At 58.2% G+C, this 25443-nt stretch carries 17 protein-coding genes and 8 pseudogenes; 10 read left to right on the top strand and 15 right to left on the bottom strand.

Annotation, left to right across the window (positions count from 1 at the left end):
• Positions 1-78 precede the first annotated feature (78 nt).
• The 9 genes and pseudogenes from CJ014_RS25785 to CJ014_RS28255 form a co-directional block, all read right to left on the bottom strand.
• Positions 79-360 (bottom strand): helix-turn-helix domain-containing protein, encoded by a 282-nt coding sequence (locus tag CJ014_RS25785; protein ID WP_100083370.1) that lies wholly within the window; start codon positions 358-360, stop codon positions 79-81.
• Positions 361-373: 13 nt separating this feature from the next.
• Positions 374-532 (bottom strand): annotated as a pseudogene (locus CJ014_RS25780) (type II toxin-antitoxin system RelE/ParE family toxin); the annotation flags it as partial.
• 1 nt (position 533) lies between these two features.
• Positions 534-698, bottom strand: a pseudogene (locus tag CJ014_RS25775) (helix-turn-helix domain-containing protein); the annotation flags it as partial.
• A 47-nt stretch (positions 699-745) separates the two neighbouring features.
• The gene (locus CJ014_RS25770) at positions 746-1081 is read right to left on the bottom strand and encodes a helix-turn-helix domain-containing protein (protein ID WP_100083369.1); all 336 of its coding nucleotides are present in this window, start codon (positions 1079-1081) and stop codon (positions 746-748) included.
• Positions 1062-1439, bottom strand: a complete 378-nt coding sequence (locus tag CJ014_RS25765; RefSeq protein WP_100083380.1) for a type II toxin-antitoxin system RelE/ParE family toxin — start codon at positions 1437-1439, stop codon at positions 1062-1064. The genes CJ014_RS25770 and CJ014_RS25765 overlap by 20 nt, the downstream gene beginning before the upstream one ends.
• A gap of 84 nt (positions 1440-1523) precedes the next feature.
• Positions 1524-1862 carry a chromosome partitioning protein ParB gene (locus tag CJ014_RS25760; protein ID WP_207765867.1) on the bottom strand — a complete coding sequence of 113 codons (339 nt, stop codon included), beginning with the start codon at positions 1860-1862 and terminating at the stop codon, positions 1524-1526.
• Complete coding sequence (locus CJ014_RS25755) at positions 1859-2518, bottom strand: ParA family protein (protein ID WP_100083368.1); 660 nt, start codon at positions 2516-2518, stop codon at positions 1859-1861. The genes CJ014_RS25760 and CJ014_RS25755 overlap by 4 nt, the downstream gene beginning before the upstream one ends.
• A 590-nt stretch (positions 2519-3108) precedes the next feature.
• The gene (locus tag CJ014_RS25745; protein ID WP_100083367.1) at positions 3109-3888 is read right to left on the bottom strand and encodes a helix-turn-helix domain-containing protein; all 780 of its coding nucleotides are present in this window, start codon (positions 3886-3888) and stop codon (positions 3109-3111) included.
• 192 nt (positions 3889-4080) lie between these two features.
• Positions 4081-4473: a ribbon-helix-helix domain-containing protein gene (locus CJ014_RS28255; RefSeq protein WP_245427685.1), complete on the bottom strand. Its 393-nt coding sequence runs from the start codon at positions 4471-4473 to the stop codon at positions 4081-4083.
• Between the two features lie 330 nt (positions 4474-4803).
• Between CJ014_RS28255 and CJ014_RS28425 the strand changes: the two genes are divergently transcribed.
• From CJ014_RS28425 to CJ014_RS25720, 4 genes and pseudogenes are all read left to right on the top strand, one after another.
• On the top strand, positions 4804-5061 hold the full coding sequence (locus tag CJ014_RS28425) for a GNAT family N-acetyltransferase (protein ID WP_100083365.1): 258 nt from the start codon (positions 4804-4806) through the stop codon (positions 5059-5061).
• 171 nt (positions 5062-5232) lie between these two features.
• Positions 5233-5847 (top strand): recombinase family protein, encoded by a 615-nt coding sequence (locus tag CJ014_RS25730; RefSeq protein ID WP_100083364.1) that lies wholly within the window; start codon positions 5233-5235, stop codon positions 5845-5847.
• A gap of 32 nt (positions 5848-5879) precedes the next feature.
• Positions 5880-6698 (top strand): annotated as a pseudogene (locus CJ014_RS25725) (Tn3 family transposase); the annotation flags it as partial.
• Between the two features lie 51 nt (positions 6699-6749).
• A pseudogene (locus CJ014_RS25720) lies at positions 6750-7103 on the top strand (recombinase family protein); the annotation flags it as partial.
• A gap of 169 nt (positions 7104-7272) precedes the next feature.
• On the opposite strand, the gene CJ014_RS25715 reads toward CJ014_RS25720, so the two are convergent.
• Positions 7273-9081: an ABC transporter ATP-binding protein gene (locus CJ014_RS25715; protein WP_207765864.1), complete on the bottom strand. Its 1809-nt coding sequence runs from the start codon at positions 9079-9081 to the stop codon at positions 7273-7275.
• Positions 9082-9803: 722 nt separating this feature from the next.
• Between CJ014_RS25715 and CJ014_RS25710 the strand changes: the two are divergent.
• The 3 genes and pseudogenes from CJ014_RS25710 to CJ014_RS25700 all read left to right on the top strand — a co-directional run.
• A pseudogene (locus tag CJ014_RS25710) lies at positions 9804-9911 on the top strand (transposase); the annotation flags it as partial.
• A 70-nt stretch (positions 9912-9981) separates the two neighbouring features.
• On the top strand, positions 9982-11262 hold the full coding sequence (locus CJ014_RS25705) for a hypothetical protein (protein ID WP_133121950.1): 1281 nt from the start codon (positions 9982-9984) through the stop codon (positions 11260-11262).
• A gap of 4 nt (positions 11263-11266) precedes the next feature.
• A complete protein-coding gene (locus CJ014_RS25700) occupies positions 11267-13330 on the top strand; it encodes a glycosyltransferase family 2 protein (RefSeq protein WP_100083362.1) in 2064 nt (687 codons plus the stop codon).
• 102 nt (positions 13331-13432) lie between these two features.
• On the opposite strand, the pseudogene CJ014_RS25695 reads toward CJ014_RS25700, so the two are convergent.
• Positions 13433-13558 (bottom strand): annotated as a pseudogene (locus tag CJ014_RS25695) (IS200/IS605 family transposase); the annotation flags it as partial.
• A gap of 187 nt (positions 13559-13745) precedes the next feature.
• Between CJ014_RS25695 and CJ014_RS25690 the strand changes: the two are divergent.
• The 3 genes and pseudogenes from CJ014_RS25690 to CJ014_RS25680 all read left to right on the top strand — a co-directional run bounded on the left by CJ014_RS25690 (position 13746) and on the right by CJ014_RS25680 (position 19979).
• A complete protein-coding gene (locus CJ014_RS25690) occupies positions 13746-15605 on the top strand; it encodes a methyltransferase domain-containing protein (RefSeq protein WP_100083361.1) in 1860 nt (619 codons plus the stop codon).
• Positions 15606-17021: 1416 nt separating this feature from the next.
• Positions 17022-17843, top strand: a pseudogene (locus CJ014_RS28245) (integrase core domain-containing protein); the annotation flags it as partial.
• Positions 17844-19979, top strand: a complete 2136-nt coding sequence (locus tag CJ014_RS25680) for a hypothetical protein (protein WP_100083360.1) — start codon at positions 17844-17846, stop codon at positions 19977-19979. It abuts the pseudogene before it with no gap.
• Between the two features lie 46 nt (positions 19980-20025).
• On the opposite strand, the gene CJ014_RS25675 is transcribed toward CJ014_RS25680, so the two are convergent.
• The 4 genes and pseudogenes from CJ014_RS25675 to CJ014_RS28240 all read right to left on the bottom strand — a co-directional run.
• On the bottom strand, positions 20026-21957 hold the full coding sequence (locus CJ014_RS25675) for an HAD family hydrolase (RefSeq protein ID WP_100083359.1): 1932 nt from the start codon (positions 21955-21957) through the stop codon (positions 20026-20028).
• On the bottom strand, positions 21944-22924 hold the full coding sequence (locus tag CJ014_RS25670) for a glycosyltransferase family 2 protein (RefSeq protein WP_100083358.1): 981 nt from the start codon (positions 22922-22924) through the stop codon (positions 21944-21946). Before CJ014_RS25670 ends, CJ014_RS25675 begins: the two co-directional genes overlap by 14 nt.
• 287 nt (positions 22925-23211) lie before the next feature.
• Positions 23212-23943: a DUF6118 family protein gene (locus CJ014_RS25665; protein WP_100083378.1), complete on the bottom strand. Its 732-nt coding sequence runs from the start codon at positions 23941-23943 to the stop codon at positions 23212-23214.
• An 8-nt stretch (positions 23944-23951) separates the two neighbouring features.
• Positions 23952-25443 (bottom strand): annotated as a pseudogene (locus CJ014_RS28240) (Ti-type conjugative transfer relaxase TraA); the annotation flags it as partial.

The following is a 25443-nucleotide window of genomic DNA, read 5'->3' as shown; positions in this document are numbered from 1 at the left end:
CACCAAAATAATTCACCTCTCGACTAGCGAATTTCTAGTCTGCGCATCCATACGCTTGCGCTGCGTCGCGTCCTGTTACTATGCGGCGTCGGCAATATCGAGCCGCACCGTAAGCCCAGCCTGGGTGGCGAGATTAATCAGCATGTCGAGGCTGAAATTCGTGATCCGGCCGCGCAATAGGTCGTTAAGCCGGGGCTGTGTGATCCCGAGACGCTTCGCCGCCTCGGCCTGAGTCACGCCCCAACTCCGAACCCGCTGCTCAACAGCGATCAACAAATTGGAACGCATGGTCATACTCGCGGCCTCGGCCGGCGTGTCTTCCAATGCATCCCATACATTCGCAAAGCTCTGACGCTCCATCGTTACGCCCCCACTAGATTTGCCGCAAACGGGTCGCGGCTAGATCCAAGTCCCGTTTCGCTGTTTGCTGCGTCTTCTTCTGGAAAACGTGCAGCACATAAACGGCATCCTCTATATTAGCGATGTAGAGCACCCGAAACGCTCCGGCCTCGTCGCGGATGCGGATTTCACGCTTCTCGAATGGAAAGGATTTCCTCGGGAGTTAGCGGCTCAATCGCCGTCAGACAGGCGTCATCAAACTCACGCATGGTCTGTTTGTCGATCGCGCCGACTTCAAACAGGCTCTCCATAGTTTCATGGATCGCCGCCATTGCTTCGCTCTTGTATGCCTTAGCCACCGCAATTCACCGCTAACATTTGGCGCGAGTTGGAACGAATTTCGCCCTCACGCGACGGCAAGCGTCAAATGTCCGACTGGATCGGCGGCCGGCTTCACTTTGATTTCGATATCGTAGCCAAGGCGATTCAGGCAGTCCATAAGCTTGCGCTCAGACAGGTTGGTGAAGTCGCCACGCATCATCCCCGACACCTTCGGCTGTGGGATGCCCATACGTTTCGCGGCCTCCTGCTGATTCAACCCAAGAGCACGCATTGCCTTCCTGATCTCAACCACCAGACCGGCCTTGATCTTGAGCTTTTCGGCATCAGGCAACCCGAGATCAGCAAAAACATTGCCAGAGCTGCGATAAACTTCGACACCTTCAACGATCTTTTTTTCCATCTCGCATCTCCTGCGCCATCGCTTCGGCTACCTTCAGACGAGTCCGAATGATGTCCACATCTGCCTTGGGCGTGGCGATCCCGCTTTTGCTTTTCTTCTGGAAGCAATGCAGAACAAAGACCGCCTCCGCGAATCTCACCGTGTAGACGGCCCTATACGTGCCGCCGACATCGTTCTCGACAACCTCCAGCACGCCGGCACCGCCGAAGCCCTTGAGAACCTTAGCCGTATCGGCTTGGTCGCCCGCTTGAGCCAACCACAGCGCAAAACCGAAATAATTACGCACGGCGGGCGGCAACGCCATCAAATCCTTGTAGCTGCTCGCTATCCATTCGAGTGGGCGTTGGTTCTGGCTCATGGTCATTTTATACCTGAAAGGGAATAATGCGCAACCTGTTTCTTACGCTGTGCAAGTATGCTTGCATGAAAATATGTTTTCATCCTATTCCCCGCCCTCTCGAACAACCGGAAAATTGTATTTGGCGAAAAGCAGGTTCAGCGCCTCGGCAACAAGCCGCTCTTGCGGAATCCGCTTGCCCTGCGTATCGCGCGTCCGGAAGCTGAGCTCTTCCAGCGTTTCCCAATAGGCAGGCGGCAGGTAGTGCGTTTTGGCCGTCTTGTTGGCCCGCGACGGTGCAACATAGCTCCCAGTTGATTGCACGCTGCGAGCACGGTGTTTGGGTTCGGCCGGCGTATCGAAAACCTCCGTGATGGTCGGCACTGTGGCCGGCGGCTCTGCGGTCTTGATGGCGCTCGCCAAGAGGGAAGGCTTGCGGCTCATGCTTTCTCCCTTTCATGATTTCCTGCAATCATGCTTGCCTGTTCCGAAAGAAAAGCGAACAAGCTGGCTATTTCCTGCGCTGCGCGCCCTTCCGGCTCCAATTCCTGCGCCGTTTGGCCCAAGGCCGGCGCGTCCTCATGCGCTTTCAAGCGGGACATATGGACAGGCGCAACCGACACGTTGAACCGCTCGGCTATCGCGGCTGCGTCGTCAGCCGCCCTACCCCCTGCGTTCGGATGCACCAGATTCAGCACCACGAACGCTGGTGGATTGCCGGCCATGTCCAGCAGCCGCTTTAGCGGATCCAAGGTGTCGATTGCAAAAATCTGCGCCTGCGTCGGGATCACGACCATATCGGCGTGTTTGGCTGCTTCGGTCGACGCGCTGTCCATCTTGCCGGGAGTGTCGATGAACACCCAATCCATGCCAAGGCCGCGATAGGCGTCCAGTGAGCGCCGGATAGCGCCGGGCTGGATCGAGGCTACGTCCGGGCCGTCGCCCTCGCGCCGGTCAAACCAGTTGACGGCGTTCGTCTGTGGATCGAGGTCGAGCAAGGCCGATTTCTTCCCAGCCCGATGAGCCGCGACCGCAAGCGCCGTCGCGATCGTCGTCTTGCCTGTCCCACCCTTTTGCGTACAGAACGCTACTGTAATCATGGTTGCATCCTTTCATGCAAGGAAGTCTACATGCTTTCCTTCCAGTATGAAAGCATGTTTGCATTTCATGGTTGTTAACTAGCCCTCCGATTCCTCTGCCGTTGTCGGCTCGCCGCACAGCAAGCGCACACCCGGTTTGGCCCAAGCGTTCATGTCGCATGACAGGCAGGTGTAGCGGGTTTTGCTGGCCGACTTCATCTTGCGCTTCTTCCGAGCGTCGGTATCGTCCCAAAGCTCGACATAGAGGGTGGAAAAGTCGCGTTGTGCCGCCAGCTCGCCTCCGAAAAGTCGAACGCCCGATTCAGCGCGGCATAAGTTTTGCGGTTAGCTTGACGGGGAATATGGCGACCTATTTTGTGTCGTACGAAACGATAATCGTGCATTTCATGATGACATGAAATCATGTCTACATGATTGCATTCTAAGCGCCGATTTCGCCTCTCGCTCCTTCTCGAAAGCCCATAGGACGGTAGCCGCAGGCGCAAACGTTGTGGATTAGGTGGTGAGGGTGCAGCTTGCCGGCCCGCCTTTACGCGGGCCGGAACCGCCGCAGGGCCGCGTAAGCGGCCCGAACAGCGGCGTCCACTTATCTAAGTCAGCCGCGCAGCGCCAAGGCCGGCTTTAGCCGGCGGCCTATGGCCGCCCGGAGGGCCTTTTGGCGCTGCTGAAAGCGGCTGTCCGCTTGGATAAAGACGAAGTCTGTCCGTGCGCGACGATTTTTTGACCCCTATTGCTTCGAAGAGATCACGGCGGGTTTTCGACGCTCGCCGCCCACCATGCTTGATCCACACTCGCCACTCTCGGGAGACGATCCGCAGAACCGTCGTCAGGCTAACCCGACCTGGTTGGCGGCGCTCCGTGCGGATGAGAAGACCAGCCTTCTCGGCAAGCCGTAGCGCCGTCCGCGCCGTCGTCCGGCAGACGCCGGCCCTGGCGGCTATCTCGTCAAGATAGAGGGCGCATTGCCCCTCGGCGCCGGCCGCGTCGGCGACGATCGCCAAGACCGAAAGCTGACTCGTGGTGAACTCGGCCGCAAGTTGCGGCGGCAACGGTCCCGAGGCCGCGAGCTGACGCCGGCGGGCGATCCGCTCCGGATGGCGCCGAGCCGGCTGGTAGTGCGGCATGGGGAACCGCGATCGGGGCAGGGGAGGGCGGTCGCCATAAGGGCTCGCCGGCACACCCGAAAGCGTGAGCTGCGCCGCCGAACGTCGGAATTGATCCCGCCGCGCCTCGATCAACGCGAAGGCCATTTCCAGGTCTGCTTCGGACAGGTGCCCTTCGGCGCATGCCCCGGCGACGGTTCGCGCCAGTGCGTCGAGCGCAGGCGCACGCGCGCAGCTGATCGCAGTAGCGATCTGCTCCATGAACATCGTCTTCGTCCTCCATCAGGAGGGCATGACGGCTGTGGACGAGAGACACAAAACCTCCTTCCCGCAAGAATCATTCTTGCGAGTTTTCGGGCTCTAGCGTAGAAAAGGGATAGCTTTGGTTGGCCCCGTTCTACGGTGTGTCTGACGGCCTTTTGAAACGCTCAACCGCGCCAACGGTTGGGCGTTTCGCCGTTATGACCCTTGCTCTTTCTCGATCAACAACCTCACGGCTTCCTCAATGAGAGGCGCACGCGACGATGCGCCTTTCGCTTCCTTGATCTGGTCGAGACGGATGACCAGCTCTGCCGGAAGAGACGTGTTGACGAAGACACGGCCAGCCGCCTTTACCCGCTCTCGATGAGCGGCAACTTTTCTGCGAATCTCTGCCGCGTCCTCTGCCATAGTTACGAGTAACGGCGCTTTCTTGCGATTCTGCAACCCTAAAACTGCAATCGAAGAGGTGAAAATCTTCAGTTCGCAGCCAACCTCGTGAAGGAAATCCGCAGATTCTCGCCCTTTATAAGCACACAGCTGGGCAGGATGAGGGTATGAGGATGGGGGCACCCCTCGCCTGGTTTCGGACAAGATCGATCCCGCTCGGAGCCAAACCACGGGAGGAATAGCCCAGCAGTTGCAGAACCATCAGAAGACGATGACGGCCACATTTGACACTAGATTGATCGCACCGAAGGACGTGGACGGGTTACTGGCCTTGTGGCGAGAAACCTGGATAGCAACCTATGGCATAGTCCTGGGCGCGGGTACGCTCGCAAATATGCTGGCCGAACTGGATCAGCATGAAGCGACGGGGATGCTGCCGGGGGCTGATGATCGCGGCTATTGCATCGCCTTACGGAAAGAAATCATCGGCAGCGCCATCATCGCCGAACGCGGCGAAACAGCCTATCTCTGGGAATGTACGTTCGACCCGATTGGCAACGGCGAGGAGCCGGCTCCCGTCTTCTACTCGCCGGCGCGCTCGGCATCCAAGCGGCGAAAAGAATCGAGATCAGAGTTCTCGGTTCCAGCCCAGCCGCGATTTCCTTCTATCGAAAGCATGGCTTCGCCGAGATTGACGAGGAGCTGACGGAGATCTTCGACAAGATCGAAAAGCCATGCCTCGTCATGGAGGTCAGCGTCGACACGCTGAAACGGCTCACTGTGGGCAGTTGAGGCCCATCGACCCCCTGTCGAAATGTTCGTATGGCGCAACGGGCATTCATGTTTCTTTTTCAAATTCACACGGCATTCAAGATGCTTTGTTTATGACGCTGGTTGAGATACATTTCCAGCGAACAAAACGATCGCGCCCGCTGTGCTAACTCAAACCAACGTTTAAGAAACATGCTGATCGGATACGCCCGAGTCTCAAAAGCCGATGGCTCACAGTCCCTCGACCTGCAGCACGACGACTTGCGCGCCGCCGGCGTCGATCAGGACAACATTTATGAGGATCGCGCTTCCGGCGGCCGCGACGATCGGCCCGGACTGGCCACCTGCCTGAAATCCTTGCGCGACGGCGATGTGCTGGTGGTCTGGAAGCTCGACCGCCTGGGGCGGTCGCTTGCTCACCTGGTCAACACCGTGAAGGACCTATCAGACCGCAAGGTCGGTCTGCGCGTGCTGACCGGAAAGGGCGCTCAGATTGACACCACCACCGCATCCGGCCGCATGGTGTTCGGTATCTTCGCCACCCTGGCCGAGTTCGAGCGTGACCTAATCCGCGAACGGACCATGGCCGGTCTTGCCGCTGCCAGAGCGCGTGGACGAAAGGGCGGACGAAAATTCGCCCTGACCAAAGCACAGGTCCGTCTCGCTCAGGCCGCCATGGCCCAGCGTGACACTTCCGTTTCCGATCTGTGCAAGGAACTGGGGATCGAACGCGTCACCCTCTATCGCTATGTCGGTCCGAAAGGTGAACTCAGGGACTATGGAAGGCGCGTCCTCGGCTTAGCGTAGGATTTCGCCCTCTCCCGCAAACGACCCCTATTAGCATCCTGCCGATCAGCCCGACCGAGAGCGAGGCCGTCTATGTGCTCGACGGCCTGTTCGACCACGACACGATTCTGGAGATCGAGGAGTTGTTCACGGATACCGGAGGCGCTAGCGATCATGTTTTTGCGCTATTCTGCCTGATTGGTAAGCGCTTCGCGCCGAGGCTCCGCAATATCAAGGACCGAAAATTCCATACCTTCGAAAAGGCCGATGCCTATCCGGCGCTGGCAGATCATGTCGGTATGCCGATCAATGCCGCCCTCATCATGGATCATTGGGACGAGCTCCTGCATCTTGCCGCATCGATCACCACGCGAACCGTCGCGCCGTCGGCCATCCTCAAGAGATTGTCCGCCTCGTCGAAATCCAGCGACCTGGCCAAAGCATTGCGCGAACTCGGCCGCTTCGAGCGCACGCTGTTCATGATCGAATGGTATTCCAGCCCTGCATTGCGGCGGCGCTGTCAGGCCGGGCTCAACAAGGGCGAGGCCGCTCACAAGCTCAAACGTGCCGTCTTTTTCCACGAGCGCGGCGAAATCCGTGATCGATCCTTTGACAGTCAGGCATTCCGAGCTTCTGGCCTCAACCTGGTGGTCAGCGCCATCGTGCATTGGAATATCGTCTATCTTAGCCGGGCCACGGCCCACCTGCGCCATCAGGGTCGGCATATTCCTGACGAACTGCTCAAACACGTCTCGCCGCTCAGTTGGGAGCATATCAATCTCACCGGCATCTATTCCTGGGACGCAGAGCAGCAGATGTCCGAGGGCTTCAGGCCCTTGCGGCTTCACGGCAAAATCCTCCGAGCCGCGTAACGTTCAGGGCTCGTTCGACCTTAGCGTACGATTTTGAACTGCTCCTGTTCCGACCCCGGTCTGCGGGTGCTGACCGGAAAGGGCGCTCAGATCGACACCACGACCACATCCGGACGCATGGTGTTCGGCATTTTCGCCACCCTGGCCGAGTTCGAGCGTGACCTAATCCGCGAGCGCACCATGGCTGGGCTCGCCGCCGCCAGAGCCCGTGGTCGCAAAGGGGGCCGAAAATTCGCCCTGACCAAAGCACAGGTGCGTCTCGCCCAGGCCGCCATGGCACAGCGCGACACTTCCGTTTCCGATCTGTGCAAGGAACTCGGGATCGAGCGCGTCACTCTATACAGATATGTCGGCCCGAAGGGCGAACTCAGGGACTATGGAAACCGCGTCCTCGGCTTAGCGTAGGATTTTTTTCGCCCCCTCCTGCAAACGCCCCTTACGAGATCGTGCACGCGACGACGGTCATATTGTCTGGGCCGGGACTGAACACCTAACCTAATGGCTCAGAAAATTACACTTCAAGCGACTACTGTGGCGGAAGATAATAAGACTCCACCCTCGAACAGGCCGCGATTCAGCCCGTTACCTCGGCGACCTCGACCTGCGGCTTTTCGTCCTTGAACTGAAGCGCCCGGAGATGGGCGTAAAGCCCGCCCTCGGCCATCAGCTGGGCGTGATTGCCGGACTGCACCACTTCGCCCTTGTCCATGACGTAGATGACGTCGGCGTCGCGCACGGTGGCGAGGCGATGGGCGATGACGAAGGTCGTCCGCCCCTTCATCAGCCGGCCAAGCGCGTCCTGAATGTCGCGTTCGGCCTGGGCATCAAGCGCCGAGGTCGCCTCGTCGAGCAGCAGGATCGGCGCCTTGCGAAGGATGGCGCGGGCGATGGCGATGCGCTGGCGCTGGCCGCCGGAGAGGTTGCCTCCCCCTTCGCCGACCCGGGATTCGAAACCGGCCGGCATCGCCATGATGAACTCGTAGGCGTTGGCGTCGCGCGCCGCCGCCTCGATCTCGGCCTGCGTTGCATCCGGCCGGCCATCGGCGATATTGGCGGCCACCGTGCCGTCGAACAGGAAGGTATCCTGCGTCACCAGAGCGATGTGCCGGCGCAACGAGTCCACCGTGAAGCGGCGCATGTCGGTGCCGTTGATCAGAATGGCGCCGCCCTTCTGATCATAGAAGCGCTCGACCAGCGCAAACACCGTCGACTTGCCGGCGCCCGAGGGGCCGACCAATGCCACCACCGAATTGGCCGGTGCGGTGAGCGTGAGGTTTCTCAGCACCGGCGCCTCGCCATAGGCGAAATCGACGCGGTCGAAGGTGACGGTAGCCGCCTCGAACTTGGCCTCGACGGCATCCGGCGCCGACTGCAATTCCGGCACCAAGTCGAGTATCTCATACATCATGCGTACGCCAATCATCGACTTCTCGAGATCTAGGTTGAAGCGGGCGAGGCGCTTGGCTGGCTCGTAGGCGAGCAGTAGTGCCGTGATGAAGGAGAAGAAGGCGCCGGGATCGGCATTGTTGTGAACGATCTGGTAGCCGCCGAACATCACTACGAAGGCGATGGCGAAGCCGCCCAGCGTCTCCATCAGCGGGCTGGAGCGGGCGCTCAGTGTGGCCATTCGATTGGAAAGCCGCTCGACACCAGCCGTCGCCGCATCAAAACTCCGGCACAGCCGGTCTTCCAGGCCGAAGGACTTGACGACGCGGATGCCCTGGACGCTCTCCTGCACGATGGTGACGATCTGGGCCGAACTCATCACCTCCTTGCGGGCCGCCGTCCGCACCTTTTTGATCAAATGGGTGACGCCGTAGACGGCGGGAGGCGCGATCACCAGTGACAGGGCCGACATTGTGGGATTCTGGATTACCATGACGGCGACCAGCGAGACCAACGTGAACAGGTCGCGACCGAGGCTCATCACGATCAGGTCTACGGCTGATCGCGCCGCCCCGGCGTTCTGCGAAATGCGCACCACGATGTCGCCGAGAGTGTGCCGCTGGAAGAAGGCGATATCCTGCTTCAGCACCGCTTCATAGATCTGGCGCTGCAGCCGGGCAACCATGCTGTTACCGATCTTGGTCAGAGTCACCGACGAGAAATAGGTGGCAAAGCCCTTGACGAGATAGATGAAGACGATGAGGCCGGCAATGGTGAACACCAGCCCTTCGCTCTTCTCGATAAAGATCTTGTTGACGATCTCCTTGATGATATAGGCACTTGCGGCGGTCGCCGCCGAGGCGATCAGCATCATCGCCAGCGCATAGACATAGCGCAGCGCATACGGGCGGAAGTTGGTACGGAACAGGCGCACCAGCGGCCCGAGCTTCTGCTCCGGTCCGAAGAGACTGACGAGCCAACTCTTAAGATGGTTCAAGTACGCACTCCACGTCTGGCCGGCCCATCGGCCAAATCATCCGCCGAAAAGTTGTCCGACTTCTCGGACAAGCGGGTGTTCCCAGGCAAGCATTCGCCCGGAAAGTCGCTCACCTTTTCGCAAAAACGGCCGCCGGAAAATAGTCCGCAAGGACATGCTATGCTCGGCAGCGCCTGTCAACAGTGAGCCTCACCCCACCAAGCACCGGAAAAAGGTCGCCCCTGCGGGGCTACTTCTTATGGGGACCGGCTTCTCTCCGCGACCACATAGTCGCAATATCCAAAACAGACAGGGGGAGAGTTGGAAAGAGCTATACAATAAAATACGGATTTCTACCGGTTATTGTAGCACGCAAAATCAGTTGGTACGTTGCGCCAACTGAATCGTATTTGCTGCTCCCTCAACACGGGGCACGGCTTCCCAACCTGCTTGTAGAACGAGCATCGGTCATATCGACGTCGCAGCGTGTACTATCGGCACGTCTGTATTGTCAACTACTCTATACTTCGGCCTGAGAGCCCATCTGAAAAGAAGTTCCGCGATATCAGTCGGTTGTGATTCTTGTTTGTTATCGGAACAAATGGAGGACCAGATGACCCGGACCGACATCGCCCGCCGAGAGCATCGCCGGGCCAGAGGGCCGTATATCCAAGCGATTGGCGGATGGGGAGTAGACGCTGATTGTTGCTTCCCTTGCCAAATCCAGCGGTCGGCCGTGAACCTCCGATCTACGGGAGGTGATGAACGCGGTTCTCTATCTGGCAACGAGTGGCTGCCAGTGGCGGATGTTGCCGAAGAACTTTCCACCGCCGTCGAAAGTCCAGGGCTATTCGCTAAGAAAACAATTGATCAATCGGCCCTGCCGGCCTAACTACCGTCGAAAGGCAGTCCATCTGGGAAATGTCGGTTCAATGGGGTGCGGATTTGATAACCCAGAAGAAGAAAGATTCCGAGTGGATCAACCAAGTATTTGCGTTGCTTGCGCATTTGGAGAAGAATCCGCTTCTGGGATCGGGCCGTTCAAAACCCTGGATTGCGAGAGCCGCCGCGAGAGCCGCAAGCAATCTGTTCCGCCGGGACTCAAAGACTTGGCTGAAACTGCGCCGCTCGGCGCTCAAATTTGATCTCGTGCGCCTGCGAAAAGAGTTGTCCTGCGTGACAGCCGCGCTGCTGGATCCGAAGCGCGATCCTGCGCCGGGACAAACGGCTTCATTTCTGTCCGGCGTCAGCTTTGCGCAGGCATTCCTTCCACCGTCAGCCACCAAAGAGATCACCGGCGACAAGGTGGTTCCGCTTCCATCAACCGTGGATGAACTGGGATTCAGCGTCGTTCATGACATGCGTCCCTTCCCGGACGACTTCTATTCCTGCGACAGTAGGCAGGCCTGGCTGGACGCGAACCACGAGACCTTCGAAGCAGTGATGCGCAACGCCATGATCGGCAAGGAGTGCCTGTCACTCGATGTGTTCGACACACTGCTGCTCAGGGGACCCGAAGCCGAGGCGGCTCGTTTTCTCGAGGTATCGGACTTCATCCTAGGCCGTGTAGGTCCCCTGCCCGCGAACACGACGGCGGAGGGGCTGTGTCTCCTTCGCGCCGACGCGATGCGGCTCAGTTACCGGGCGCGGCCCGGTAAGGACGGATGCAAGGAGGGAACGATCGTTGACGTGATGACTCTCCTATCGCACCGTCTGGTCGGAGACGACAGGCTTGTTCAGCCTCTGCTTGATGCGGAAATTGCCTACGAAGCCGGCAAGCTCGTCGCAAACCGTCCGCTGCTGCGCGTCGCCGAATGGTTCAGGTCGGCGGGTGGGAAGGTCGTGCTAGTCAGCGACATGTACCTCCCGGGCAGCATGATCGCCGCTATCGCCAGACTCATCAGCCCGGCGATCCCCGAGGCGACCGACCGGCTCTTTAGCAGCGCGGACGAACTCTACAGTAAGCGATCGGGTCGCATCTTCGATCTGGTGGGCGAGGCAATGGGCGTAGCGCCATCAGGATTCCTTCACGTAGGCGACTCGTTCATGGGAGACGTCGAGATGCCTAGGAACTCAAGATGGGACGCCCTGCACTTCCCGGTGTCTTCCGGCGAAGCCAGAGCCCGTTCGCAGTCGCTCGCCGCACTCGTGCAGCACTTCCGCGACCGGGGAGTCGATGTTACGGACTGGGCGAAGGAGTGATTCAGTGAAGAGTGATGTGCGCAGTCCGACCAATCCTTCACTCGACGTCCTCGGGCGTGACGTGCTGGGACCGCTCGTCGCGGCCTACCTGAGCCGCCTCCTGTCGACCTGCCTCTACTTCGACAAGAGCCGGAACGCGAAGATCCTGTTTGCCGCCCGCGCCGGTGTGAGGATCCGTCATGCGCTCGGCGTCTATGCCGAGCGCATGGGCTTCTCCCTGCCCGCTGGCTGGGATCACTTTTGGGTTTCGCGGCTGATGGTTGCCAAGGGAGTGTACGACACGTCGCCGGACGAGACAGTCTCGGTGTTCCGCTCCGAGTATGAGCACACGCCCTGGGCGCTCGCGCAGGAATGCCTGATCGGGAAAAAGGATGTCACGGCAGCGCAGTCAGCCGATCAGTTCTACGTGGACAGAAACAAGGACTCTATCGACCAACTCCTTGCCGCGAAGGATCCGCGGACGGCTGCGCTGCGACATCATCTGATCGAACAGTCTCGCCTCTTTCGAGCCGAGACGACACGCCTACTCGGCGGCCGAGAGGCCGCCCTCATCGTCGACACTGGCTGGGCCGCCACTACCCAGCGGATGCTCATGGCGGGCTGGCCTGAGGTCGAATGGTGGGGGGCGTATTTCGGGCTTTCTGCGTCGGGCCTCGCGTCGCGCAAGCACTGGAACCGGGCAATTCCCCTCATCTTCCAGGCGGATGATGTCGACGCGACCCGACCGGAAACGGCAATCATCGAGCATCGGCACGTCATCGAGAGTCTGTTCGAACCCGTGGCTCCGAGCATCGAATGCTACGAGGGTACGTCCTCGGGCGAAGTGAGCATCCCCGGCGCCCGGGAGAACCTAGCCTCGCTCGAGCGGGACGAAGATCCGATGTTCATGGGAGTCCTCGAGCACCTGCGTAGCGCTCCCACCGACCCACTCGAGGTCGAGGCTGCGGCGGCCAGAGCTACTCGGGAACTGGCCGACATCCTACTCACCCCGAGCCGAGCTTGGGCCTACTGTTTCAGGTCGCTGGAACGCAGCGCGGATTTCGGTCGCCGGTTTACGGTTCCGGTGATCCTCGACGAAGGACACGCCGCAAGCGCCTCCGACCGGATTGCCCGATCGCTGTGGAAGGCGGGACAGATCGCAGTCGAATACGAGCGGGGGATGGCGGCAAGCATCCAGCGAAAACGTTTCGGACTCCCCTTTGGATCTCGTCCGGAGCGCCACCCCGCCGTGCCGCAGCCCAGGCCGCTCGTGACCGTAGTGACCCGCACGATGGACCGCCCGATGTTCCTTCGGCGAGCCCTGCTATCGGTCCACCGCCAGACGTGGCGAACCTACCGCCATGTGATCGTCTGCGACGGTGGGGACATTGCCACCATCCGTGAAACCGTGGCGCAGGCCAACGTCGATCATTCGAGGATTATGCTTGTCGACGCCGTCGAGAACCGTGGCATGGAATCGGCATCGAACATAGGCATCCGGGCGGCACCCAGCGATTACGTCGTAATCCATGACGACGACGATACCTGGACGTCGGAGTTCCTCGAGCGCTCCGTGGGCTTTCTCGAAAGCGCGCGGGGGGCAAAGTACGGGGGGGTCACGACTCGGTCCACCTACGTCTCCGAGCGTGTGACGCCCGAGGGCATCCGGATCGAAGGGCAGCGCTCCTACAACCCTGGCCTCGTCAACGTGGCGATCAGCGAGATGTCGATCTCAAACATGTTCCCGCCGATCAGCTTCGTGTTTCGCCGTTCGGTCTACGACGCTATCGGGGGGTTCGACGAACGCTTCCCCGTCCTTGGCGACTGGGACTTCAACTTGCGCTTCCTGCAGATCGCCGATATCGGCGTCCTGCCCGAAGAACTTGCCTTCTACCATTTTCGCGACGTTGGCGAGACGGGGTTCTTCGGCAACTCGGTCATTGATGGCGTCGACAAGCATATTGAGTATTCCTCGGTTTTGCGAAACGCATTTGTGCGGGGGGATAGCAGCAGGACCAACTTCGGAAGCCTAGTCGGGGCCGGCGCCCAGATCGAAGCCATGAGGAACCGGATACTGCACAAGCTGTAAGTATCCCCCGGCAAAGCCAGAGGCTTTATAGTTATAGCCGCGCAAAGCGGCTAGTGGGGGCGCCTACGCGTCCCCACCAGATTGGCACCGTCTGAAGGCGGTTTATCGCCATAGTGCAAGCTGCTCCAGGCGCGCGTCCTCTTTTTCCTGGTTGCGGATGTAATCACGGATCGCTACTTCATCTCTCCTGACGGTCGAGACGAAGTAGCCCCTCGCCCAAAAGTGACGTGCTCCTCTGACGTGCTCCCATCAAATTAGGCCAGTTTGAACTGGCCTAAATCAAGGGGAGCACGTCAATTGGGCTGAGTTCTTTCGTGTCTGCGTGATAGAAACACGAAAGTCACCGCCAACGTCAAACTCCTACAGCCACCCCGGCATAGCAAGGGGCTCCTGCTAACGTTAGAAGAACGAGACGATGACAGTGGAAACATTCGAACAACGCCCGTCGTCCGGGTCCGCATCCGACAGCGACATCCTGATCGAGGTGCCGACCGACTGGTTGCGGCACCCCAATCTCGGGAGTAGCGTGCGCCGCCTCTTCGCAAATTTCTGCACAGCGTCGATCGAGCTCGGATACCGCACCGAGCTGAGCAGCGCGAGCTACTGGGACGACCCATCTCCACGTCTTCCCGAGGCAGGGCAGGTCTGCTTCTCGTATCACAGCTTTGGCGATGAGCCGCGGGTCTGGCGGATAAAGGAAAGCTACGTCCTAGAATACTTCACGCTGGACCGGCTCGGGTACTCGGGCTTCTCCGAACTCGCGCGCTACCCCGCGACCTTCACGGACGCGATAGCCGGCTTTGACATGGTCCTCGCCGAGGAAACCGTCCGCCAGCTGAAGGAGAAGCTGGTCGCCGATAACGTCTCGAAATACAATCAGCCCGACGACGCACGGGGGCAGGATCTCGCCCCCGGTTATCTGTTTCTGCCCCTGCAGACAACCGAGGATACGGTCTCGCGATGCTCGCGTATACTCCAGACGGACGCGCTTGAGGTTCTTGCCGTACACGCAGCTAGGCATGGCATTCCTTTGGTTGTCAAACGCCATCCTCTGTGTCGCCACGACGAAACGGGAGCGCTTCTGGATCGGCTTGCAGAGCAAGAAGCGATTCGGGTTTCGACCGCTTCGGTTCACCGCCTCATTTCCGGCGCGCGCGCCGTGGTCGGCGCCAACTCCGGCGTCCTCTTCGAGGCGTTGCTACATGGAAAACCAGTCTACAGCTATGCCGTCAGCGATTTCGAGACCGCGACGCAGCGCATTGAGGACATTAATGGCCTCGAGGCTGTCTTCTGCCCCTACGCTGGCCCCTCGGCTGCCGACGTCACACGCTTTCTCGGTTGGTACCTCGTCGCATACTGCATCGAGGCGAACGACCTGACGAAAATCCGCAACCGTATCTCGCAGATCGTAGCGCTCGAAACAGGCCGGGAGCCACCCGTTATCCCTTCGATGCGGGAACTTCTCAAGCGGGCGTTTGCCAATGCTGAGTCGTCCCGACGCCAGACCGTCCTCGCCAGAACTACAGTCCAGCAGCGGATCGCGATTGCCGCCCACGACACCGCAGCCTCGGTACTCCTCGACCTCTGGCGATTGCAGGCTCTGGCATCTTCAGGGATGCTCGCCGGCGTGCGTCGAATGCTCGGGTACCCGCCACCACAGCCGCAACCATCGCTTCCGCCCGACGTGCGGTCAGCGCCCGACCAGTCTTGCTACGCGGATTTCTACAGCACACTCGACGCGTACAAGAGCAACAACTGGCTCGTGAGCTACCTGCCGACGCTTGCCACGCAGAAGGCGGGCAGGGTCACTGAAGTCGGATGTGGCAACGGCCAGTTCCTACGACTTGCCGCCGAGGTCTTCGACGAAGTCGTGGGGGCGGACTGGGTGCAAACCGACACTCTTCCCCTCGAAATGATAAACGTCCGGTTCGTCCGCACCAACCTTATCGAGGACCCGGTGCCGCCGGCAGACCTCGTCTGCTCAGCGAGCGTACTCGAGCACATTCCGGGCGCCTCGATCGACTCCGCTATCAGAAAGCTTACCCAGGCCGGACCACTGCAGTTCCATGTAATTGCATGCTACGACGATGACCATAACCACGTTGCGGTCTACCCGCCCGCAACGTGGCTTGCGCTGTTCTGGCGACACCTACCCGACGCCTACATCTTCGACATCAAACCTCAGCTCGACAATCCGAACCGACTCATCTGCGTGATCACTAACATTGCGCTCGAACAATTGGCGGATTCCGCCTCGGTGCCCGGCCAGCGCTGAGGATCAGCCACGACGTGGAAGGGAACAACGAAGATCTGGATAATACCCTCACATGTTAAATTTATTTTCATGGAGAGTGTTGCAGGATTTCACTTTATGGTAGTGTTATTGGAGGATAATACTATCCTGTGTGGTTGGGGTCGTGGTGAACTCGACGGGATCAAGATCAAGGCTAGGGCGTCCTTGAGGCTAATCGTCTTGCTAGCTCTATCGAAGATGAGATCGACAGGACGTTGAAGGAAACGGAAGCGGTCGATAGGCGGGAGGATTGTCAGTTCGGACGAGGAAGCGAGTGGATCGGACAGTGGCCGCGGTCGCTTCTCCAGCGGGGAAGATTGCGGTGTGGAAGATCGATCTGGATAGCGGATCACGAAACTGCACCGGGAGTCTGGCCGAGAAGGCCGGAAAGGGTGGGGAAGTGAGCCGAAATGCTGCCTGAAAAGGCACCGTTGGATCGTCATCCGAGCGATCCACGCTCGCTAAGCGTGCTCATTCTGCAATAGCCTCCAAGATAATATGAGTATCACAATGTTTAAATTTGCAAGAAGAGTGGTAGAAAGGGCGATAATTCAAGCCGATACTCGGGCTCAACGAGCGCTCCGTTCTCTAAATAATATAAACTCTGGTCAGAGCGTTTTTCTTGTGGGGTCCGCACCATCTCTAAAACTTTTGCCTTATGAGCAACTTCCGATTCAGAACGTATCTTATATGGTTGTCAATAATGGCGTGCGACTTTTTAAGGATTGGATAATCCCATTTCACGTTGTCTCCGATATAGACTGTTTTCGAGACTACAGCGCCGATTGGAGTGACTTAAAAATCAGGACTGCTTTTTACCGTAAGAGGTTTTATTCAGTCACTCCTCAAGAAGAGGATTTACCTTACGACATACATTGGGTGCCGTACCGGAATGGGGGTATTCTGAAAAGAGGTTTTCAGCCGCAGATGAATCTCGGCATAGGCAATGACTCTAGTGTCATTTCGTTTGCAGTTCAGATTTGTTATTTTCTTGGATTTCAGAATGTTTTTATTATCGGGTGTGATCTAGATATAAACTACAACTATAGTTATGCTTATGAAATGTCAGATACTGATCGGCAGCACGAGTCTCTTCCCGAGACACAGGCTAAGCGCGCCTCCCTTCCACGAACCAATGACGAATTTCGCGTCATAAGGGCGCAGTTCGAGGCGGTAGGAAGGGGCATATTTAACTGCGGAGTTGGCGGTAATCTGACGTCAATTCCCAGAATGGATTTTTCTAGGGCGCTTTCAATCTCCTTACAGACAGCGCAGCCTAGACGTGAGCTTTCAGGAGGTCGTCCATTCGGAGCGGATTCTAGAGACTGGAGTTACCACACGTCAGTTTTCCAGTATCGCGACGAATGAACATTCATAAGAATGCCGGCCACTACAGCGTCTGCGCGAAGATTGTTACGTTGGATCGAGCGTTTTCGTGTCGAAGAATCAGTCGGAATGGCCGACCGTTCGCCTCGCCCGAAGACCAGCCCCAGTCAAATCGCAGCGGGAGTGCACGCTCGGATTCCGGCTTTGCGACGCGAACGACTGGCCGCCAAGCATATTGCCCATGAAACCAAGGGCCGGACTGTCACAGTTGAAGGACCTCGCTCCAGCAGACCCGATCATCCGCTATCAATATTCCGAGCCCGGTGGCTTGATTCATTTCGACATCAAACGCTTGGGTTGTTTCGGCCGGGTTGGTCCCCGGATCACCGGTGATCGCACCAGACAGAGCAACTCGCGCGGCGCCGGCTGGAAATATGTCCATGTTGCTATCTCAACGACGCTTCACGCATCGATCACCCCAGCTCCAACATCTTCCCTGATGAAAAAACCGTCAATGCCGTGTGGCCCTCCTGAAAGCCGCGATCGCTTATTACAATGGCCTCGGCATCACCGTAACCCGCCTGATGACTGACAACGGATCATGCTGCAAATCCAAAGCCTTTGAAAAGGCTTGCCGGGAACTCTGTCTGAAGTATATCCGAACCAAAAGCCCTACACATCCAAGACAAAAGGAAAGGCCGAGCGGTTCATCGGATTGCTTTGCGTGAATGGGAATACGCACGTGCCTATCCGACCTCAGATCACCGAAAAGCCCATTTGCCAGATTGGATCCACATGTGCAATTGGCACAGAGCACACGGCAGCCTAGACGCCAAAGCGCCAATCAATCGCCCCAACCCAACCACTGACAACCTCTCAAGGTTTCACACCTAGATGACCTCAGCACTGTTGGATATCCCGGAACGCGTGCTTCGCAAGATCACCGATGCAGAAATCGTTTCGTTCGATTTATTCGAAACCTTGATTGGGCGACCACTCGCCGAGCCAACCGATCTACACCTTCTGATGCAACTCCATATGAACGCTGAGGGAAGGGCATTTCCGTTTAACTTCCAGGTGGCTCGGCGAACTGCTGAGAATCTGGCTCACAAGCGTCTGCCGCCAGAACGGGAAGAATGCACTTTTGACGATATCTATCAAATGCTTGCCGAGATCAATGAACTGAGCGATGCGGAGGCAAGACGATTACAAGAACTTGAAGCAACGCTAGAATTTGAGCTTGCCAAGGCTCGCCCGATCGGCAGGGCTCTCTATGAGGTGTGCTGCAAACTCGGCAAGCGGATGATCTTCACCTCGGACATCTATCTGCCAGAGCCCTTCATCCGGCGACTGCTAGACAAGTGCGGTTATGACGGAACGACAACGCTTTATCTTTCCAACAGCCTCGGTCTCAGCAAGCGTAGCGGGTCACTTTTTCGGCATATTCTAGCCGAGCAGCAACTGGCGCCAGGGCTTCTTCTCCATGTGGGCAATAATCCGCAAGGGGACGAAAATATCCCACGGTCTTTGGGTATCCTGACAGAACGGTTGCGATGCGGCATTGACGCGATGAAGAAAAATCCTCGCTTCACCTGTCTCTTTCAGCGCGATGAGCCGCGAACCTTGCAAAGGTCTTTGCTCATTCATCTTTTGGCCGAACGATTGTTTGACAATCCATTTTCTTCGACCAGAGAGAATAGCCATTTCGGTGGGGATGCGATAGAGCTCGGCTATGCCGGCCTTGGGCCTGTAGTTGCTGATTTCTGTCTCTGGATACATCGGCAGATCAAGGAGGGGGGACACGACGCCGCCTTTTTTGCTGCCCGCGATAACCGGATCGTGCAGGAATGTTATGAACTTCTATTCCCGCAAGAAATTCGTACCGAGTACGTCTATGGCTCACGCCGCTTCATCCGTTCCTGCACGACAACGGAGTTGAGTGATCTTCTGGACCTCTTGGGTGACCCTAGCCAGGAAACGCCGGCTTCCCTCTTCTGGCGTACGATGTCCGTCGATCTGCACGAACTGAATGCACGGGCCAAGCGGTGCGACTTCGACGTCGATGCACGGTTGGAAACTGAGGCCGATTGCGAGCGGTTCCGGTCTTATGTCGTCGATATTTTCCCTTATTTCCGGGAAATGATGCTGTCACGGCTGCAAGATCTCCGCGATTATTGCGACTATGTGGGTATGTCGGTGGCCAGCGCTCCTGTCTTTGTCGAGATCGGCTATGCTGGGACGCTTCAGGAAGGTTATGCTAAGGTGCTGGGCACCAAATTGACAGGGCTTTACTTTTTCCTTCTTGACGCGGCGCTGCCGCGTATCAAGAGGGGGCTTGTGATGCGCGGCTATGTTGGCCACTTGGCTCGCCGGCGCCGGCACCCTCATCCCATCATGCGAAATACCCGTCTACTGGAAACTCTTTTTTGCACCGAGGAGGCATCGATCCTGCATTTTTGCGGGCGACGGGAGGATGGTGGTTTCGAAGTTGATCGAGAGGCACACTCACCGTTTGACCACGCAAGAATCATGTTTATTCGTAAAGTTCATGAGGGGTGCCGGATTCTGGCAGCCGATATGGCCTCAGCTGCAAGCCCTCTGTTGCCCTATCTCGACCCGAAGTCGGACCTTGCCGCTCGTTTACTGCAAGATTTCATCCGTTATCCGGAAGGAGAGGATGCGGTCCTATTCGAAGGGATTGCTTTCACTAATATTTACGGCGGCGAGAAACCACTCTTTATCGTGCCGCCGCGAGACTTGCTTGACGATCCAGGGGCGCTTTATAGGGCTCTTTGGAAGGAAGGAACGGTTGCTTTCTGTCGTTGGCAGAAGGGTAAGCTCTTCTTCTTGCACCGTAGCTGGCTGTTATACTCCATGCGCAAGGTTGGTCTGGCGGTCGAACGCAGACTTGCTAAAGTGGTTCTTGGAAGAGCCTCGCGACAGTACGGACAGTATAGGCAAGACCGTGACCGTTTTTTCGCGGCTTCGCGGTCTTCGTTTCTTCTTTGGTGGGGACGCCTGACCAGTTGAGGTCACTCCCCCTCTGATCCCGGCTCAGATCGGTCTATCACAGGTGTTACCACTTGTTGAGCTTGTCGAAGGCAGCCTTCCAAAAGGCTTTCTTGCGTGCTCTTCGCAACCGCCCTTTCAAGATGCGTACGCCTAAAGGCTGCCGACTAGCCAACGGGAGTCGCAGATTGTTGGCACCAGTCGCATCAGAGTGCGTCAGACTCGCCAGTTCTTTCAGTTCGAGATCAGTCGGTTTGCTGACCAAGCGCTCGAAGGGCTGGAACCAAGCCGATGTCATCAATGTTCCCGGCTCAAAGAGGGACAGCAGAAACTCATAATCATCGAAGAACTTTCTGACTCCCGCTTGCGCTCGCATTGCCTTTGCTCGATAAGGCGCTTCCGATTCACTCAGTTCCTCGATAATCGGAGCTACACACCCATTTCTGTCTCGGTGTAAACCCAAAATCGATCCGTGATTAGCGGTCAGCACAAATTCCAGCAACTCGACACCGCCATTGGTCAGCAACCGCTCCCATTGCTCTGGCTCGCCACCATTGCAGAGCCAGCCCTGCAACTTCAGTCCCTTGGCGGTGACTGCCTTACTCGATTCTAGCGTTCCAAGATAAAAGCCATAGATTCGATCGCGCACCAATGGATCTCGCATCGCGTGAACGAATGCTTTCTGAATATTGCCGGCCCACCCAATGTCTACCAAGCCTACCGGCCCGTTTCCTTCGGGCAAGATATCGAAGTAAGTTTGATATTTAGCACGATTGGTGACGCCTGCGTTGAGCGCATCCTGAAACATTGTACTCAAGGCTTGCGTTAACGCAGCATGGTCGCGATTGTCTCTTGGGCGATGGATATCCTCCAGGCCAAATCTCGCCAGCTGATGGAGCATTTTTTCAGCATCAAGATTTGCATTTTTAAGTATATTCTTAGCGCTTCGCGACGTCCTCCCAGAGATCAAATACCGATTTAGCGCAATATCCCACTCGCGGATACCAACTTGGTAACCGACCTTACGAGACATCTGGAAATAGGTCGAGTGGACTCCGGTTAGCCCTGTAGCGTTCTTGCATCTGTCGAACAAGGACCGTAGCAGCCATCCATCCCGCGCCACGAAAATAAGGCGCTCGAACTTGTTGTCCTTACAAGCCTTGGTCAGCCAAGCGATGAAACCAAACAGCAAGGGGCCGAACACCCGATATCCGATCGACTCTAAAGCATCCTCAGGAATGTACTGAGACGCCTGCGGCGTATCTAGAAACGCAGTCAGACTTGATACGAGATGGACTGGTCCCACACCGCCCCTCGGAACGAAACGGTTATCCACCTTCGCCCAGTCGGCATGTTGCGTCTTGATCCCGAGCTTGCTCGCACTCTCAATGTCCGCTGTCCGATTGTCGCCGACATGTAGCCAACGAGCGGGCGAGATCCCCAGGGTTTGTCGCACCTGTTCATAAAGCTGACCGGAGTGCTTGCTTACGCGATACTGGTTCGACACGAAGATTCGCAACGAGGCCGCACCTTCGAAACCTTTATCCTCCAGTGTGTGGGAGAGCCAATCCGGTGATAGATACATGTCGGAAATAAAAGCGATTTTCTTTCCGCTCCGGCGACATTTGTTATAGATTTCCAATCCCTTGGGACTCGCCACGAGAATATTTTTCTCGATATGCAGCTCAGTGGATTTCAGAAATTTACCAATCGTATCATTCAGGCTGGTTAGCCGCCCATACTCCTGATAAATTTCATCAAGAGTGACTTCTCCCTCACCGCCATAGAGTTCCCGCCGTCGCTGCCTGCTTTTTCTTTCCGCCTCGATCCGGTCATAAACAAATTTTGACAATTGGTCATGGACCAGAAGAGATAGGCTTTCTTCGAAGGCCTTAAGTCTCACCAGTTCAAAAACGTCTACAGGAGCCAAGACCTTCCGGTGAAGAAGGGTATCGAATATGTCGAATGTAACCAAGTCGACCGAATCAATGTCGGACATGCCCTGAGCCTTTGAAGTATTTCTTTATCCGCTTTACGCCGTCGGACAGAGCCTGTCGAATTGGGGATTTGTATTTGCGCCTAGTGTCCCTTTTGTTGAATGTCTTGGCTAGGGAGTCCTGGATCTCCATAGCCAGCATAAGTCCCATTCGCCCACTTGTCGTCGGGTCGTTCACCCCATCGCGAATCCATTTGTTGCGCAGCATCTGGCGATAAAGAGCATGAAGGTGATTGCCCGTATGGACACTGTTACCCATGTCGCCATCGGCAGTAACGCGATGGTGATAGAACGCAAGGAACTCGGGATGCACCCAAATATCGTGCTTGAGCACAAAGCGTGTATGAAAATCCCAGTCTCCCAGAACAGGTAAGTTGGCGTCAAACATGCCCAGTTCCTTGCAGACGCCAAGATCAAACAGGAACGCAATAGGCGGGAACTGATTGCGAACCAGTATTGTCTGGATGCTAAGAAATCCCTCTTCCAGCCGGTCCATCTCGCCGGCATACCAAGGCCGGACATCTTCGATCTGTATCAGATTTGCTGTCACGGTCTCGTAGACTGCGTTGAGCTGACTCACTATTCCGCGGATACTGGGATACTGTTTCCGTTTCTCACTCAACACACGTGTCGTAACGGCCAGAAATTCCGGTGCCCAGCTATCGTCATCATCATGGATGATTGCGTAATCGGTATTGAGAAGGGCAATACCAGCGTTGCTTGCAGCCTCCATTCCCCTTGATGTGTCATGATGGACAATCCGTACGCGAGGATCGCCGTTAAACATTTGCTGGACCAGAAGATCGACAGGCTCTTTCGTACCACCATCATTGACAATGATGAGCTGCCAGCTTGTAAAGGTCTGATTGCGAACACTTTCGAGTGCCCGACGCAGCAACACAGCCCGATTTTTCGTACGGGTGACGATGCCAACACTTAGAGTTTTTTGAGAGTTACGTAGGTTGCTCATTACAATTTCCGGAGTTCTAATTCTGGATCCTAATGTAAAATTATAGCTAGGCTCAGTCAGGATTGCTCCTTAGACCGCACTGTACACCGGGATACGGCTTTAGGCTGGCGAATATAGCATAAGCGATTGGTGTGGAATAGGATTTGGCGTAAGCGCTGAGCCCGGAGCCGCCATCAGGCAGCCTGACCTTCGCCTTGAAGGCAGGTCAAGGGCTGTGATTGCGGCGGGGACGTCGTGTCATCTTGGCTCCTATCCATCGGCAGTCCTAAACAGAATTCCAGCTCACCTCACTTCACCGGCACAGCGACGGTAATCGTGCATTTCTGTTCCCTGCCGGCCTTGGCGGCGGTTTCCCGGCAGGCTGCTACTTCACCCTTGTTCGCCTCGACGAGCTGGTCGGCCTCCCTGAGCCGGTCCCATCCTTCCGGGCTAGCGAACCGCATCAAACTCATGCCGGATTGCCACGGCGTGTCCGCCATGACGATGCTGGCAATGTGCGGGGCCGCCGAGAACGGCAGGATGCGCGGCACGAACAACGTCAGAGCCACGCCGAGCATGACGCCGGCCACGCCAACGCCGACCAGCCATAAGTTCTGCCGGTCGAATGCGCGAGCGCTGTCGATATAGCCGGCGAGTTGCCGCCCGGTCCGTTCGAGGTCGGCCGCCTGGCGCTCGAGCTGCTGGGCGGCGGAACGAACCAGGCCCTCACCGCTGCGTTCGAGCGCCCTGGCGTAATGCTCCGCGCCTTGCCGTAGAACGGGCGATTGCTCGACGCCAGCGAGCCGTTCCGTCGCCTGCCCAAGCTGCTGCAGGATGCGTCCGAGGTCAGCGCCGTAGTCCGGCGGCGAGGACAGCTTGTCAAACTGGTCGAAGGCCGCTTCCACGCCCCGCCGGATGATGGCCATCTCGGCGGCGAGCGCCACGCCTTGCCCCTCGACCGTCCGCCGCAACGCCTCGAAGGCGGCGGCGGGATCGCCAGCGCCGGCCTCGTCCTCGGTGTCTTCCCTGTCGTCGGTCATCGTCACTCCTACATCCCGAGCCCGAGGTTCTGGTTCCGGCCGCGCGTCAGGCTCTGTTCCAGCTCGTGGGACAGCCCTGCGCTTTCACGTGCACTCCGGTCGATCCCGAGATCCTGGCGCCGGTTGCGCAACAGGGACTCCACCTGGGGATCGCGTTCCAGGGTCTTCGCAAGGCCCCGCATCTCCGCCTCGACCTTCTGGCGCGCCTCGACATGCCAGCCAGTCGTCAGCGTCCGCCGCTCGGCCTTCAGCTCGTTCCAGCGCTCGACGAAGCGCTCGGCCCGCACCCCCGGATCGGCCAGCGCCGCCCGTTCTCGCTCCATGCCGGCGACGAGCTGGCCGACGCGATCCCGGCCGGCCAGCTCCGCCACGACGCGCCGCGCCTCCGGATCATGCTGCAAGGCCGATTGCATCAGCGCCTGCGCGCCGGGCCGCACCTGGTCGAGCTGCTGCCCCGCAACTACGAGTTCCTGCTTCTGCCCCTCGAGGAGGGGAAGCCCCTCGCGAACCTGCCGATTGGCGGCACTATGCGCCCGTGCGTAACGGTCGACGGCCGCTTCGAAGGCCGATGATGCCCGCACCCGCTCCGCCAGACGGTCGCGTTCCGGCGTCGCCTCATGGGGCGAGGTCGACAATCCCGCCTCCCGCGCCGGCCGATGCACGGGTGACGCCTCCGCATGCTCCGGAGAGCCCCCACGGCCGACACCGAGCTTCAGCCCATCGAACAGGCCGCGCCGCGCCGTGACGGCCTTCTCCGGCTGCGCCTCGGCCGCCGCGCCCCGCCCCTGTTCCCGCGGCTTCGCCCCCGACACTGGCGACGGCAACGCCGAGCGCGACAGATTCAGGCCCTCGAATCGGCTGCGGCGCTGCTGCCGATCGGTGTCGAGATCCTTGCGAGGATCCTGCGCGAGATCCGCACGTTCTTTTCGGGCAGGTCCTCGTACAAGAGCAGAATCCTCGGCCGTCGACACCCTGCCCGCACGTAGCCCGGCGGGTTCGACGGCAATCTCGATCTCGCTGCGGATGCCGAAGCTCTCGGCGATCCCGCGCCGTTCCGCGAACTGCCGCTCGGCGGCGACCAACTCGCCACCCTCGCGATAGTCGAGCGTGGTTTCCTTGGCGCCCGACCGGCTGAGACGGCTTTCCAGCCTTTGCCAGGCCAGCTCGTCGGCGCCGAGCACCTTCCACGTGTTCCGCTCCACCTCGGTCCCGTCCGGAAGGCGAACCGGCACCGCTCCCTGATGCCGCAGCCCGATCGTGTCGCCAATCGCCGGCGCCGCCTCGGCCATGGCGCGCTCAAGGTCGACGCCCCAGGTGGTGTGACGCTCGCCGGCGGCAGTCTCCACCGTCACGAAGTAGCTCGCCCGGTTCGCCGCATCGTGCTCGAACGGCGCCTTGCCGTGCTCCACCAGAACGCCGGCCTGCCGGCTCGCGAACTCGTCGCGGGCGACGTGGAGCTGAACGCCCTCCCGGTGCCGGGTCATCGCCACATAGGTGAGG

Source organism: Pleomorphomonas carboxyditropha (assembly GCF_002770725.1).
GTDB lineage: Bacteria > Pseudomonadota > Alphaproteobacteria > Rhizobiales > Pleomorphomonadaceae > Pleomorphomonas > Pleomorphomonas carboxyditropha.
Note: the sequence above shows the minus strand (reverse complement) of the source record. Positions and strands in the feature narration are given on the sequence as shown.